Consider the following 13,850-nt stretch of genomic DNA (forward strand, 5'->3'; position numbering starts at 1 on the left):
CGTCGAACACCGCCACGGCGCGTTGCACCGCCTCGGTGAATTCGCTGACGTCGGCCTTCGAAAGGTCCTGGATCCGCAGGCGCTGCACCTCGTGCCAGGCGGAGTTCAGCGCCTCCCAGGCGGGCCGCGTGAGCCCCGTGCGCACCGCGCGCGCGTTGCTGCGCGCCCGCTCGATGCAGTTGCAGATCGCCGACGGGTTCGAGGCCTCGACGGTCAGGAAAGCCACGACCGCGCCCTCGGTCACCTCGCCATGCGCCGCGGCGAAGGCGTCGGCGACGCCGGCCGCGGCCAGGGCCCCGGACCAGGCGGTCGGATCGCCGCCGTAGGTGGTGGGCAGCGACGAGAGCCGGGCGGTGGCGTCCAGCAGGCGGGCCAGGAAGTCGGCCCGCTCGATGTAGCGGCCGGTCCAGTAGAGATTGGCTGCGGTTCTCGAGAGCATCGGTCAGCAGCCCGCCACCCAGGTGTCCTTGGTCCCGCCGCCCTGGCTGGAGTTCACCACCAGGGAGCCGCGCGTCAGCGCCACCCGCGTCAGGCCGCCGGGCGTCACCTTCACGCCGTCGGCGCCGGTGAGCACGAAGGGACGCAGGTCCACGTGCCGCGGCTCCAGCCGGCCTTCGTGCAGAGTGGGACAGGTCGAGAGCGCCAGCGTCGGCTGGGCGATGAAGCCCTGCGGATCGGCGCGGAGCTTGCCGGCGAACTCCTCGATCTGCGCCCGGCTGGCGTGCGGCCCCACGAGCATGCCGTAGCCGCCCGAGCCGTCGACCTCCTTCACCACCAGTTCGGGCAGGTGATCGAGCACATAGGCCAGGTGATCGGGCTCGCGGCAGCGCCAGGTCGGCACGTTGCCGAGGATCGGATCCTGGCCGGTGTAGAAGCGGATGACCTCCGGCATGTAGCTGTACATCGCCTTGTCGTCCGCCACCCCGGTCCCGACGGCGTTGGCCAGCGCCACGTTGCCGGCGAGATAGGCCGACAGCAGTCCTGGGACGCCGAGCGTCGAGTCCGGGCGGAAGAACAGCGGGTCGAGGAAGGCGTCGTCGATCCGGCGATAGATCACATGGACCCGCTTCGCGCCCTCGGTCGTGCGCATGTAGACTAGGTTGTCGCGCACGAAGAGGTCGGCGCCCTCGACCAGCTCCACGCCCATCTTGTCCGCCAGAAAGCTGTGCTCGTAGAAGGCCGAATTGTACGGGCCCGGCGTCAGGACGACGATGGTCGGCTCGGTTTCCGGACCCGAGGGAGCGACCGAGCGCAGCGTCTCCAGCAGGAGGTCGGTGTAGGTCTCGACCGGGGCCACGTTGGCGCGCGCCACCAGGTCGGGGAAGAGGCGCAGCATCATCTCCCGGTTCTCCAGCATGTAGGAGACGCCGGACGGCGTGCGCGCATTGTCCTCCAGAACGTAGAAATCGTCGGGCCCCGTGCGCACGAGGTCGACGCCAGCCACGTGCACGAACACCCCCTTGGTCGGCTTGTGGCCCATCACCGCCAGCTGGTGTTGCGGATTGAGCCGCACGAGCTCCTCGGGGATGATCCCCGCCTTCAGAATCTCCTGAGCCCCGTAGAGGTCGCCGAGGAGGGCGTTCAGCGCCTCGACGCGCTGCACCAGGCCGCGCTCGATCCGCGTCCACTCGGCGGCGGTGATCACCCGCGGGACGATGTCGAACGGGATCAGCCGCTCGGACCCGCCCGGGTCGCCATAGACGTTGAAGGTGATCCCAGTGCGCCGGAAGAGCAGTTCGGCCTGAGCCCTGCGGGTCTGCAGAAGCTCGCTCGGCGCCGCCTCGAGCCAGGCCCGAACCTGGGCGTAGGCCTCGCGGGGCTCGCCGTCCGGCCACCCGTCCATCTCGTCGAAAGGCGTCGACATCGCCACCGCCCTAAACTGCACCCCGTCAGCACAGGCGAAAGCGGATGCGCCGCACAGGTTCCGCAGCTTCGGTCGCGCTTTGCCGCACCAGGCGCCCGCGCGCCGCGCAGGCCGGGCGGGAAGGCGCCTAGCCGCTAGGCGCCTTGGACCGCCCGGACCGTGCGCCGGGCCTCACGGAAGGAGATCAGCCGGCCGTTCGCCTCGTCCCACAGGCTAAGGCGCATGGCCTTGAAGCTGTCGCCCAGCGTGATCCGGCTCATGGTCTGCAGCTGCGGATGGTCGTCCAGCACCTGGGGCAAGCGGTAGAAGGGGATCTTGCTGCCGGCATGGTGCACGTGGTGGGCGCCGATGTTGGCGGTGCACCAGCGCAGGATCGGCGGCAGGTGCAGATAGGACGAACCGTGCAGCGCCGCCTCGTGCAGGCTCCAGCGGTCGTTGCGGGTCCAGCGGGCCCCTTCGAATTGATGCTGCAGGTAGAATAGCCAGACGCCGATCGAGGCCGCCAGCACGACGATCGTCAGATGCACCGTCAGGAAGGCGACGGGTCCCGCCAGCAGGATCTGCGGCAGGATCAGCACGGCGAGGCCCAGGTTGTTGCCCAGCACGCTGAGCCAGGCGCGGCCTTCACGCATCAGGCCGATCGGCGCCCGATGCTGCAGCACGAACATGTAGCAGGGCCCCAGGCCGAACATGACCAGCGGATGGCGGTAGAGACGGTAGGCCGCGCGCAGCAGCCACGGCCGCGCCCGATACTCCTCGACCGTCAGGGTCTCCACCGCGCCCAGGCCGCGCCGGTCGAGGTTGCCCGAGGTGGCGTGGTGGATCGCGTGCGTGCGCCGCCAATAGTCGTAGGGCGTCGCCGTGAGCACCCCGATGACCCGGCCGGTCCAGGCGTTGGCGGCGGACGAGCGGAAGAAGGAGGCGTGCCCGCAGTCGTGCTGAATCATGAACAGCCGCACGAGGAACACCGCCGCCGGCGCCGTCAGGATCACGCCCCACCACCAGCCCCGGCCCACGGCGAGCAGGGCCAGGATCCAGAAGGCGGCGAGCGGGAGGGCGGTGACGGCGATCTCGAGGATGCTCCGCCGGTGGCTGGGTCGCTGATAGGGCGCAAGCGCGGCCTTAAGGCCGGCGGTGTCGGTCGGAAGGCTCATCGAGGCTCGCTAGCGGAACGGTGGCCGCAGCGCTTAGCGGCCTAATGCGACGGATTCTAGGTGGTGCGTCCGCGCGCGACGGAAAATCGCGCACCACGGCCGAGACGGCTTGAACCCTGCGGCCGGGCTCAATATCGCTTTCCCGCGAAAGGTCGTCCCGAGGAGGAGAACGCGCATGCCCACCGCCATCCAGCAAGTGCCGCTGAAGACCATCACCGGCGAGGACGCCAGCCTGCAGGACTACGCCGGCAAGGTGCTTCTGGTGGTCAATGTCGCCTCGAAGTGCGGCCTGACGCCCCAATACGAGGCGCTGGAGAAGCTCTACGCCGATAGGCGCGATGACGGCCTGGTGGTGCTGGGCTTCCCGGCCAACGACTTCGGCGCCCAGGAGCCGGGGGCCAATGCGGAGATCCAGGACTTCTGCCGCTCGACCTTCGGCGTCGACTTCCCGATGTTCGCCAAGATCGCCGTCACCGGACCGGACACCCATCCGCTCTACAAGGCGCTGATCGAGGCCCATCCGAAGGCGACCTCGACCTCGGACACCGACTTCCGCGCGGCGCTGCGGGGCTATGGCATGACGCCCAATCCCGAGCCGGGGATCCTGTGGAACTTTGAAAAGTTCGTGGTCGGCAAGGACGGCGAGGTGGTGGCCCGGTTCGCCCCGGACACCAAGCCGGACGACCCGGCGGTGCTGGCGGCGATCGACAAGGCGCTAGCAGCCTGAATTCTCTTCGTTTACCGGGGGTCAACCTTGGCGAACGAACAGTGCTCCCCAGCAAGCCGGGGGGCAGCATGAGCATGACGAACGTGGGACAGGCGGCCATGACGGACGTCCTGTCCGCCGTCGCCGGCGAGCTGGTGCTCGCCCAGACGACCTGCGCACGCCTCGACGGGGCGCTCGGCCAGTTGCTGGACGCAGCCTCCGCCGACCAGCGCGGCGCCGTCATGCGCGAGCTCCACGTGGTCGACCTGCTGAACCAGCAGATCGCCGCGGTAGCGGGCTTCGTCGAGCGGATCTCCGGCCGCCTGCAGGACGTCACCGTCGAGGTGGCCGACGCATTGGGCGCCATCACCCTGGGCGAGGTGGCCCAGCGGATCAGCCACGGGGTCGGCCACGCGGCTTCGACGGCCGCGCAGGCCCATGACGACGTCGATTTCTTCTAGAGAGGCCTCTGCGCGGGACGCAACCAACAGCGCTACCGTCGCCTTATAATCGTCAGACGGCGTGCGGCGGCGTACGCGCCACTGGAGGCTCTCGCGATGATTACGGACCAGAAATCCTTCGAAGCGGCGCTGGAAAGGATCACGGCCTTTCTCGAGCGGCCGCCGCATGAAGGCACCCCCCAGGACGCCGAATTCGCCTCGCTGCTCGAGCAGGTGGCGCAGTACCAGACCGAGTTGCAGTCCCAGCCGACCAGCTCGGCGCTGGAGGCCGCCGTGAACCGCGCCCACGACCTCATGAAGGACGCCGCCGCCCTTCGCCGCGCGCGCGAGGCGGTCACCAAGCCGCGCTGGAGCAGCTTCCCCGAGGACGGGGAGGGCATCGGGCCGACGACGGGAGTGTGACGGCGGGCGCCTCCAGCCAACTTTTCGCGGCGCGGCGTGGTGCGGAGCTGCATTCCCAGCCCTTCGCGGGACGGCTAAACCGGCGACGAGAGCGAGGGAATCTCCGTGTCCGAACGCACAGTGCAGACCTATGAGACCCGCTTCGGCCCGATGCTGGCCGTGCGGACCGACCGGTACCTGACCGGCTCGCTGGAGCTCTATGGCGAGTACAATCCCGAGGAGGGGCGCTTGCTGCGCCAGATCATCCGGCCGGGGATGACCGTCGTGGAGATCGGGGCCAACATGGGCCTGCACAGCGTCGACCTGGCGCGCGCCTGCGCGCCCGGACCGTTCTACGCCTTCGAGCCCCAGCCGCGGATCTTCCAGGTGCTCTGCGCCAACCTCGCGCTCCACGATATCGCCAACGCCTTCGCCTACCCGGAGGGCTGCGGCGAGGTCGAGGGCGAAGCGGTGGTTCCGCTGATCGACTATGGCCGCGAGGGCAACTTCGGCGGGGTGCCGCTGATGACGGATGGCGCTCAGGGGATCAAGGTGCGCGTTCGTCCGCTCGATGCGCTGCAACTGCCGTCCTGCGGCCTGGTGAAGATCGACGTCGAAGGCTTCGAGCCACAGGTTCTGCGTGGCGCGCGCGAGACCATCACCCGTTGCCGGCCTATCCTCTACGTCGAGAACGATCGCGCGGCCCAGCAGCAGGAAGTGATCTCCTTGGTGGCCGAGATGGGCTACCGCCTTTACTGGCACTTGCCGCCGCTGTTCGATCCGCAAAACTTCAAGGGCGAGCAGAGGAACATCTTTCCCGGCGTCGTCTCCATCAACATGCTCTGCATCCCGCGCGAGCGGAGCACCGAGGTGCGGGGCCTCGGCGAGATCGATCCGACCAACTGGAGTTGCCCGGTCAGGCTGAATAGCTGAGCGCTCCGAGGCCCGATGGGCGATCGCCCCGCGGGCCTCGGACATATTATATCTGATGGAATATAGCATGGGGCGGTCCAAGGCGAGGAACGCCGCACCTAGAGGGATGGCCTTCCTATGCCCGAGTCGGTCAAGCCCATCGCCGCGATCCAGGGCGGCGCCTCCGAGATCATCCAGGGCTTGCTGCGTGAATTCGCCGAAACGGTGGCGCCCCGCGTCCGGGTCGCGGGCGCGGTGGAGCGCGAGCGGGCAGGGGCCGATCCCGAGCTCAGCACCCTTGGCGATGGACGCCGGTTTCCGATCTTCCAGAACCTCGGGCCGAGTTCCACCGCCTGCAGCGTCGATTCCGCCGGCATCGTCACCGCCTGCGGAGCGGTGCTGCAGGACATCGCCGCGGGCTGTGATCTCCTGGTCCTGAGCAAGTTCGGCAAGCTCGAGGCGGAGCGCAGCGGCTTGTCGGCGGCCTTCGCCGCGGGCGTTGCGGCCCAGATCCCGATCCTGACGTCGGTCGCGCCGAAGTTCGACGCTCAGTGGCGGGCCTTCGCCGCGCCGCTCTTCGAGATGCTCCCGCCGCGGATGACCGCGATCGAGGCCTGGTGGCGGGAAGCCGCCACAGCAAGGCGGCGGAGCCGCTCGCTGTGGGCGGCCGACTAGAGCACGGTCAAGCGGAATTATCCGAACGTTATATTACGTTATGGAATCAAGGCCTTCTGGATCTTTTTTGCGGTGCGCGCTCTAGGCTCGGCGGGCCGCAATGGGCATACTGCGGACATGCCGTTGGTGGGTCCTCTCAAGCTTAAGGCGCAGCTGTTCTGCGGTGCGGAAACGGCCATGGGGCCCGGCAAGGCCGACCTGCTCGAAGCGATCGATCGCGAGGGCTCCATCTCCGGCGCCGGCCGGGCGATGGGCATGAGCTACCGCCGCGCATGGCTGCTGGTGGACACCATGAACCGCTGCTGGACCCAGCCGCTGGTCGCGGCGACACCGGGCGGCGGCGCGGGAAAGGGCGCCCAGCTCACCGCCTGCGGCCGGGCGGTGCTCGAAGCCTACCGTGCGCTGGAGGCCGAGCTGGCGGCGGCCGCCCGATCGCCCGCCCTGGCGCGGCTGGAAGGCCTGATGGCGCCGCAGCCGCGCCCCGCCGGCGCCTAGGACTCTGCGCGAGCGCTGGGCTCGAAGTCGGCGGCCCAACTCATCGCCGCGTCCCGGTCCGCCGGGGCGAAGGAGCGGACCTCGACATGCGGCACGACCGGGTCGAGCGCGCTCATCGCGGCCCTCACCCAGGAGCTGTCGGTGATCACCGCCTCACGCGGAAAGCGCTTCCAGTCGCCGAGCTTGGCGATGTTGTAGCGGATGTCCTTGGCCAGCGCCTCGAGCGTCATGCCGGCCATGGGCGTGAGGTCGGCGACGATCCCGATCCGCGGATGCTGCGCGAGCTTCGCTTCCAGCGCCGCGGTCAGTTCGTCCATATCCCCGCCCGACAGGCGTCCGCAGAGGCGGACCGCCAGGACATGGTCGGGCGCTTCCAGGATCTCGATCATGATGTTCTCCGATCCCGCTTCAAGGTCATGACGGTCCAACCCGGGGCCGCACGGCGACGTTCCGCGGGCGCCCTGGCCGCCATTGCCTGATCCGGCGCGCCCGACCGTCACCTGCCGATATCGCGCAGGTCGAACGGGGTCGTCTGGTAGATCTGGTTGATCCAGTTGCCGAACAGCAGGTGGGCGTGGCTGCGCCACCTATTCGCGGGCTCGCGCATCGGGTCGTCGCCGGGGAAGTAGTTGCGCGGCAGCGGCGTCTCCGGATCGGCCCCCAAGTCGCGGAAGTATTCCTCCGCCAGCGTGATCGAGTCGTACTCGACGTGATTGAACATGTGCAGCGCCCGGCGCGCCGGATCGTCCAAAAGGCAGAGTCCCGCCTCGTCCGACTCCGCCAACACGCTCAGGCCGCTATCGCGCGGCAAATCCTCCCGGCGCACCTCCGCCCAGCGCGAGACGGGGATGCAGAAGTCGTCGGAAAACCCGCGCAGATAGGGCGAGGCCGGCGCCAGGTTGCGGTGCTGGAACACCCCGAAACGCTTCGCCGGGAGAGTGCGCTTCGGCGCCCCGTGGAAGTGATAGAGCGCCGCCTGGGCGCTCCAGCAGATGTTCAGGCACGAATGGACGTGCGTCTGGGTCCAGTCGAAGATCCGGCGCAGCTCGTCCCAATAGGTCACCTGCTCGAACGGCAGGTTCTCGACCGGCGCGCCGGTGACGATCAGCCCATCGAAGGTCTCGACGCAGGCCTCGGCCCAGGTCCGGTAGAAGGCGCTCATATGCTCGGCCGGCGTGTTGCGCGGCGCATGCCCGGTCATCTGCACCAGGCTGAGCTCGATCTGCAGCGGCGAAGCGGCCAGCAGCCGGGCGAACTGCGTCTCCGTCCGCGGCTTGTTCGGCATCAGGTTGAGGAGCGCGATCCGGAGGGGCCGGATGTCCTGACGCACCGCGTCGGCCTCGCGCATCACCATCACGCCCTCGCTCTCCAGGGCGGCGCGGGCGGGCAGGTTGTCGGGAATCTTGATCGGCATTCGGTCCGCTCGAAAACTTGGCTCGGCGCGGGACGGACCTGGGATCACCCGTTTGGTTGCCGTCGCGGCCACATCCTCCCACCGCGGGAGCGCCACCTTGCTCGGGAAGCAGGTTGGCGTCGGACGAAGGCCCGACTCTTGATGCAAGGCGCGTCTTAGGCGGCGCGAGCTTGACTTGCAACCCGGACTTCGGATCCCGCCGCACGGCGCGGACTTGCGCGCGGGCCCGGCTCGGGCTTCCTTGCCGGCAAATGCGTCTGCTCATCGCCGAAGACGATCCGATGCTCGGGGCGGGCCTGAAGCGGGCGCTCGAGCGCGCCGGCTACGCCGCCGACTGGGCGAAGACCGGGGAGGAGGCCGTCGCGGCGGTCGCCGCGGAGTCCTACGCCCTGATGCTGCTCGACCTCGGCCTGCCGGAGATGAGCGGGCTCCAGGCGCTGCGCGCGATCCGCGGCCGTCGCGAGACCCTGCCGATCATCATCATCACCGCCCAGGACCGGGCGGAACAGAAGGTCGAGGGGCTGGACGCCGGGGCCGACGACTATGTGGTCAAGCCGTTCGATCTCGACGAGCTGATGGCGCGCATCCGCGCCCGGATCCGCAGCCGCGACCGGCGCTCGAGCGACCAGCTCGAAGCGCATGGGGTGGTCCTCGACCTGGCGGCCCGCACCGTCGCCAAGGACGGGCGCGCGATCAGCCTGACCGCGAAGGAATTCCGGGTGCTGGCCGTGTTGATGCGTAGAATGGGACAGTTCGTCAGCAAGGCCGAGCTCGAAGCCGCGATCTACGACGGCGAGACCGGGATCGAGAGCAACACCATCGAGACGGCGGTCTACGCGCTTCGCCGCAAGCTCGGCGCGGAGCTGATCCTGACTGCGCGCGGGCTCGGCTACACCGTGCCGAGGCTCCGTTGAGCGCTCGCGCGCCCGGACGGCGCTGGTCGCTGCAGGCGGCGCTCTTCGGGCGCACTGCGCTGGTGCTGGTCGCCGTCATCGTCAGTGTCGGCGTCGTCGCCTTTTTTACGGCCAACAAGCGCGTCGAAAAGGTCTACGACGGCCAACTGATCATCGGCGCCAACGTCCTGCGCGCCTTGATGTCCGACGAGCTGCGCGAACAGGGCGCGACGGCGGGCGAGCAGCAGCTCGAGGTCGATGATTCCGTCCTCAGCCCCGAGGATCGGCGGGCGTTCAACGACTACGCCGAATGGCGGATGTTCCGGATCTGGCGCGGCGCCAGGGTGGTGCTCAGATCCGACACCGGCCCGGCGGCGGTCCCGCCGCCGCCCACGGACGGCTTCTCCGAGCTGCGGGCCGCCGGCGGCGATCGCTGGCGGATCTACACCCTGCACGTCCGCACGCACGCCATCGCCGTGCAGGTGGGCGAGCGCACCGACATCCGCCGCGTGCTGATCAGCGACATCGCCGCCGGCGCCGCCCTGCCGCTTCTCCTGCTCGTCCCGCTGATCGCCGGTCTTCTCTGGCTGTCCCTGCGCGACGGTCTGGGCGCCCTTCGGCTGCTGATGACCGAGATCGGCCGGCGCAGCGTGCGCGACCTGTCGCCGCTTTCGCTCGATCCCTGGCCGCGCGACCTGCACCCGCTGGTGCGGGCGATCAACCGGCTGTTCGCCCGTATCGAGCGCGCCGTACAGCATGAGCGCCGCTTCATCGACAGCGCCGCCCACCAGCTGCGCACGCCCCTGGCCGCGGTGAAGCTGCAGACCCAGCTCATCGCCGGCGAGACCGATCCCAAGGAGCGGGAGGCCCTGCTCCAGCGTCTCGCCGAGAGCGTCGACCGCGCCGCCAGCATGACCGACAGCCTGCTCACCCTGGCCAGGCTGGAGGCCCGGACCCGCACGGCGCCGGGCCCGCGCAGCGACCTGCGCACCGAGACGGTCGCGGCGATCGCCGAGCTCGCGCCGCTGGCCGCCCGGCGCGACGTGGAGCTGTCGTTCGAGGGGCCGCAGGCCGCGCCGAGCGGCGATCCGGTGCTGCTGCGGCTGATCGCCGCAAACCTGATCGAGAACGCCGTCAACCACGCCCCGCCCGGCACCGAGGTCGAGGTCCACCTCAGTCACGGTCCGCAAGGTCTGCGCCTGTGGGTCGGCGACCATGGCCCGGGCGTCCCGCCCGCCGAGCGCAGGAAGGTTTTGCAGCGCTTTTACCGTGGCGCCGGCGGCCTGCGCGAAGGCTCGGGCCTCGGTCTTTCGATCGTCGCCGAGGCCGTCCGGCTGCTGAACGGAAAGCTCGTCCTCAGCGACCGGCCGGACGGTGCGGCCGGCCTCTGCGTCATCGTGGACCTGCCCGGAGGCGGTATTTCCTAGCTTCCATCAGCTTCACGTCAGCTTGCCGGTCTAAGCCCCCATCCCTCGGGGGAGGGACCGTCAGCGTATGCACGTTTTCTGTGATTTCGACGGCACGATCACGACGGTCGACACGACCGATCGCGTGCTCGGCCGCCTGGCTGCGCCCGCCTGGGAGGAGATCGAGGCCGACTGGCGCGCCGGACGGATCACCGCCGCGGCCTGCATGCAGGCCCAGGTCGCCCTGATCGAGGGCGACGACGCCGCGCTCGATGCGGTGCTGGACGAGATCGAGCTCGCCGACGGCTTCACCGAGTTCGTCGCCTGGTGCGCGGCCCACGCCATCGCGCTGACGATCGTCAGCGACGGCGTCGACTACTTCATCAAGCGCATCATGCGCCGGCACGGCGCAGGCGATCTCCCCATCGTCTCGAACAAGCTGGGCGGACGCGCCGGCGCGCGGCGGCTGGCCCAGCCGCACCGGCGCGAGGGCTGCGCCGCCGGCTCCGGCGTCTGCAAATGCCAGGCGACCGACAAGCGGCTGGCGAAGAGCGCGCGCCCGACCCTGGTCTACGTAGGCGACGGGCGCTCGGACTTCTGCGTCTCGGCCCGCGCCGACGTCCTGTTCGCCAGGGACGACCTCGCCGCCTACGCCGCCGGCCGCGGCCAGGCCCACCACACCTTCAACAGCTTCCACGACGTCGTCGCGGTGCTGGCCCCGATGGTCGAGGCCCGCCGCGTCGCCGCGCAATAGGGAACCAATAGTCGAATGTACGACGCCCCGCCGCCTCCCGTTCTGGACGAAGCCGAGCTTCGCCGGCTTGAGACCGAATACTGCTCCTTCGGCGACACCGTCCATTACCTGCCGGATCCGAAGTTCTTCACCGGCTGCGAGGGGTCGTTCATGTACGACGCCGAGGGGCGCAGCTTCCTCGACCTGCAGATGTGGTACTCGGCCGTCAACTTCGGCTACCGCAACCCGCGGCTCAACGCCGTCGCCCAGCGCCAGCTCGACACCCTGCCGCAGGTCGCCTCCCAGTACCTGCACCGCGAGAAGGTCGAGCTCGCCGCCGCCATCGCCCAGGACGCCCAGGCCAAATTCGGCCGCAAGGGCCGGGTGCACTTCAACGTCGGCGGCGCCCAGGCGGTCGAAGATTCGCTGAAGCTCGTGCGCAACGCCTCCGGCGGCAAGAGCCTGATGTTCGCCTTCGAGGGCGGCTATCACGGGCGCACGCTGGGCGCCTCGGCGATCACCTCGTCCTACCGCTATCGCCGCCGCTACGGCCACTTCGGCGAGCGCGCCCAGTTCATCGAGTTCCCGTACCACTTCCGCGGGCCCAAGGGCATGAGCAAGGAGGAGTACGGCGCGCACTGCGTGGCCAAGTTCGCCCGCCTGTTCGAGACGGAGTACAACGGCGTCCTCGACACCAAGACCGGGCAGGCGGAATACGCCGCCTTCTATGTCGAGCCGATCCAGGGCACCGGCGGCTACGTCATCCCGCCGCCGAACTTCTTCATCGAACTGAAGAAGGTGCTCGACCGCTACGGCATCCTGCTGGTGGTCGACGAGGTCCAGATGGGCTTCTTCCGCACCGGCAAGCTATGGTCGATCGAACACTTCGGCGTGCAGCCCGACGTGCTGGTGTTCGGCAAGGCGCTCACCAACGGCCTCAACCCGCTGTCGGGCCTGTGGGCGCGCGAGGAGCTGATCAATCCGGAGGTCTTCCCGCCGGGCTCCACCCACTCGACCTTCAACTCCAACCCGATGGGCACTTCGGTCGGCCTCGAAGTCATGCGGATGCTGGCCGAGGGCGACTACGAGGCCCAGGTGGCGGAGAAGGGGGCCTATTTCCTGGAAGGCCTGCGCGACCTGCAGAAGCGCTGGCCCCAGATCGGCGACGTCGACGGCCTGGGCTTGGCGCTACGCGCCGAGATCTGCGAGGCCGACGGCTGGACGCCGAACAAGGCCCTGCTCGACCGCATGGCCGAGGAGGGGATGAAGGGCGACATCGAGGTCGACGGCAAGACCTGGGGCCTGATCCTCGACGTGGGCGGCTACTACAAGAACGTCATCACCTTCGCGCCCTCGCTGCACATCAGCCGCGAGGAGATCGACCTGGCGCTGAAGCTGCTCGACCAGCTGCTGCGGCGTTGCACCCAGGGCTGAGGCGATGACGCAACCTGGGCCTCGGCTCGACTTCACCTTGCGAGGCTCGCTCGGAAAGGCCGTGTTGCTGATCCACGGCCTGACCGGCGCGCCCGGGGAGATGAAGTTCCTCGCCAAGCGCCTGCACCGGCGCGGCTTCTCGGTCGAGGCCCCGCTGCTGGCCGGCCACGGGCGGGATGCGGCGCATCTGCTCTCCACCGGCTGGCGCGACTGGCTGGACTCGCTGGACGAGGCCTACCTGCGGCTCAGGCGCGAGCACGACGAGGTCCATGTCGCCGGCATCTGCGTGGGCGGGGCGCTGGGCCTGGCGCTGGCGGCGGAAGAGCCCGGCGTGGCCGGGGCGGCGGTCTACTCCATGACCTACCGCTACGACGGCTGGAACATGAAGCGCTGGTATAGCGCCATCGCCCCGTTCGCCGAGCCGTTCGCCGGCCTGCCGCTGATCCGCCGGCTCAGCTTCGCCGAACCCTATCCGTTCGGCCTGAAGGACGAGCGGCTTCGCGAAGGCATGGCCGCAGCGCCCGGGGCGGTGATCCCCGGCGCGCTGGACCGCTTTCCACTGGGCGCCATGGCGCAGATGCACCGGCTGTCGGCGCACCTGGACAGGGTCTGCGGCCAGATCCGCACGCCGACCCTGATCCTGCACGCACGCGAAGACGACATGAGCCACCCGCGCAACGCGCTTCGGCTGCGCTCGCGCCTGGCCGGCCGGGTCGACCTGCACCTGCTGGACGACTGCTACCACATGATCCACGTCGACCGGCAGCGCGACCTCGTCGGCGACATGACCGCCGACTTCTTCGGCGCGCCCGCCGCAGCCGCCGCGCGCGCCGCTGTCCGCCCGACTGCGGAGGCGACCAATGCCTGAGGCGCGGGGCATGCGGCGCGCCGCCGGCTTGGCCGTCCTCGCCGCCGCGGCAAGCGCGTCCATCGCGCGCGCCGAGCCGATCGACTGGACTGTCGAGGCGGGGGCCGCGGTGCGCGAACGGCCGGCGCACATCGGCTCGACCCACTACGTGACCGACGGGGTTCCTATCTTCGAGGCGACGGTGGGCCCCGACGTCACCATCAGCCTGGACGACGGCGCCAAGTGGCGAGCGCTGCACCTGGGGCCGGTCGCCCTGGGGCCGATCGTCGAGTACCGTCAGTCCTTCAACGACGAGTTGCCACGCGGCGCCTTCCGGATGAGCGACACGGTGGAGGTCGGCGGCTTCAGCGAATGGCGCACGCCGATCGGCATCGCCGAGGCGCGGCTGCGCCATGCGGTGAACGGCTACGACGGCTGGTCGGGCGACATCACCTTCGACACCGGCGGGAGGGTG

General features: G+C 69.5%; 17 protein-coding genes and 1 riboswitch. Of the genes, 12 read left to right on the forward strand and 5 right to left on the reverse strand.

Annotated features, from left to right (window positions below; all coding sequences use genetic code 11):
- The 3 genes from VJS38_RS11820 to VJS38_RS11830 form a co-directional block, all read right to left on the reverse strand.
- The coding region (locus VJS38_RS11820; protein ID WP_324088349.1) for an alpha-E domain-containing protein at positions 1-439 on the reverse strand (439 nt) is incomplete at its 3' end.
- A gap of 3 nt (positions 440-442) precedes the next feature.
- Positions 443-1,864, reverse strand: a complete 1,422-nt coding sequence (locus tag VJS38_RS11825) for a circularly permuted type 2 ATP-grasp protein (protein WP_324088350.1) — start codon at positions 1,862-1,864, stop codon at positions 443-445.
- Between the two features lie 134 nt (positions 1,865-1,998).
- Positions 1,999-3,018, reverse strand: coding sequence for a fatty acid desaturase (locus VJS38_RS11830; RefSeq protein WP_324088351.1), 1,020 nt, complete (start codon positions 3,016-3,018; stop codon positions 1,999-2,001).
- Positions 3,019-3,193: 175 nt separating this feature from the next.
- On the opposite strand from VJS38_RS11830, the gene VJS38_RS11835 reads away from it, so the two are divergent.
- The 6 genes from VJS38_RS11835 to VJS38_RS11860 all read left to right on the forward strand — a co-directional run bounded on the left by VJS38_RS11835 (position 3,194) and on the right by VJS38_RS11860 (position 6,648).
- Complete coding sequence (locus VJS38_RS11835) at positions 3,194-3,745, forward strand: glutathione peroxidase (RefSeq protein WP_324088352.1); 552 nt, start codon at positions 3,194-3,196, stop codon at positions 3,743-3,745.
- A gap of 68 nt (positions 3,746-3,813) precedes the next feature.
- Complete coding sequence (locus tag VJS38_RS11840; RefSeq protein WP_324088353.1) at positions 3,814-4,185, forward strand: hypothetical protein; 372 nt, start codon at positions 3,814-3,816, stop codon at positions 4,183-4,185.
- A gap of 96 nt (positions 4,186-4,281) precedes the next feature.
- Positions 4,282-4,587, forward strand: coding sequence for a hypothetical protein (locus tag VJS38_RS11845; RefSeq protein ID WP_324088354.1), 306 nt, complete (start codon positions 4,282-4,284; stop codon positions 4,585-4,587).
- Positions 4,588-4,692: 105 nt separating this feature from the next.
- A complete protein-coding gene (locus VJS38_RS11850; protein ID WP_324088355.1) occupies positions 4,693-5,499 on the forward strand; it encodes an FkbM family methyltransferase in 807 nt (268 codons plus the stop codon).
- A gap of 117 nt (positions 5,500-5,616) precedes the next feature.
- Complete coding sequence (locus VJS38_RS11855; RefSeq protein WP_324088356.1) at positions 5,617-6,153, forward strand: DUF2478 domain-containing protein; 537 nt, start codon at positions 5,617-5,619, stop codon at positions 6,151-6,153.
- Positions 6,154-6,330: 177 nt separating this feature from the next.
- Entirely contained in the window at positions 6,331-6,648 is a 318-nt protein-coding gene (locus tag VJS38_RS11860) for a LysR family transcriptional regulator (RefSeq protein ID WP_324088357.1), read from the forward strand.
- Here the strand turns inward: VJS38_RS11860 and VJS38_RS11865 are convergent.
- On the reverse strand, positions 6,645-7,037 hold the full coding sequence (locus VJS38_RS11865; protein WP_324088358.1) for an STAS/SEC14 domain-containing protein: 393 nt from the start codon (positions 7,035-7,037) through the stop codon (positions 6,645-6,647). The two genes, VJS38_RS11860 and VJS38_RS11865, sit on opposite strands and share 4 nt — an antisense overlap.
- 107 nt (positions 7,038-7,144) lie before the next feature.
- Positions 7,145-8,062 carry a homoserine O-succinyltransferase gene (locus VJS38_RS11870; protein WP_324088359.1) on the reverse strand — a complete coding sequence of 306 codons (918 nt, stop codon included), beginning with the start codon at positions 8,060-8,062 and terminating at the stop codon, positions 7,145-7,147.
- Between the two features lie 42 nt (positions 8,063-8,104).
- Positions 8,105-8,212: riboswitch (SAM-I-IV-variant riboswitch) on the reverse strand.
- A gap of 101 nt (positions 8,213-8,313) precedes the next feature.
- On the opposite strand from VJS38_RS11870, the gene VJS38_RS11875 reads away from it, so the two are divergent.
- The 6 genes from VJS38_RS11875 to VJS38_RS11900 form a co-directional block, all read left to right on the forward strand.
- Positions 8,314-8,976, forward strand: a complete 663-nt coding sequence (locus tag VJS38_RS11875; RefSeq protein ID WP_324088360.1) for a response regulator transcription factor — start codon at positions 8,314-8,316, stop codon at positions 8,974-8,976.
- Positions 8,973-10,382, forward strand: a complete 1,410-nt coding sequence (locus VJS38_RS11880; protein ID WP_324088361.1) for a sensor histidine kinase — start codon at positions 8,973-8,975, stop codon at positions 10,380-10,382. Before VJS38_RS11875 ends, VJS38_RS11880 begins: the two co-directional genes overlap by 4 nt.
- A 67-nt stretch (positions 10,383-10,449) precedes the next feature.
- Entirely contained in the window at positions 10,450-11,115 is a 666-nt protein-coding gene (locus VJS38_RS11885; protein WP_324088362.1) for an MtnX-like HAD-IB family phosphatase, read from the forward strand.
- A 15-nt stretch (positions 11,116-11,130) separates the two neighbouring features.
- On the forward strand, positions 11,131-12,528 hold the full coding sequence (locus VJS38_RS11890; protein WP_324088363.1) for an aspartate aminotransferase family protein: 1,398 nt from the start codon (positions 11,131-11,133) through the stop codon (positions 12,526-12,528).
- Between the two features lie 4 nt (positions 12,529-12,532).
- A complete protein-coding gene (locus VJS38_RS11895; protein WP_324088364.1) occupies positions 12,533-13,396 on the forward strand; it encodes an alpha/beta hydrolase in 864 nt (287 codons plus the stop codon).
- The coding region (locus tag VJS38_RS11900; RefSeq protein WP_324088365.1) for a MipA/OmpV family protein at positions 13,389-13,850 on the forward strand (462 nt) is incomplete at its 3' end. The genes VJS38_RS11895 and VJS38_RS11900, both read left to right, overlap by 8 nt.

The organism is Phenylobacterium sp. (genome assembly GCF_035276905.1).
GTDB lineage: Bacteria > Pseudomonadota > Alphaproteobacteria > Caulobacterales > Caulobacteraceae > Phenylobacterium.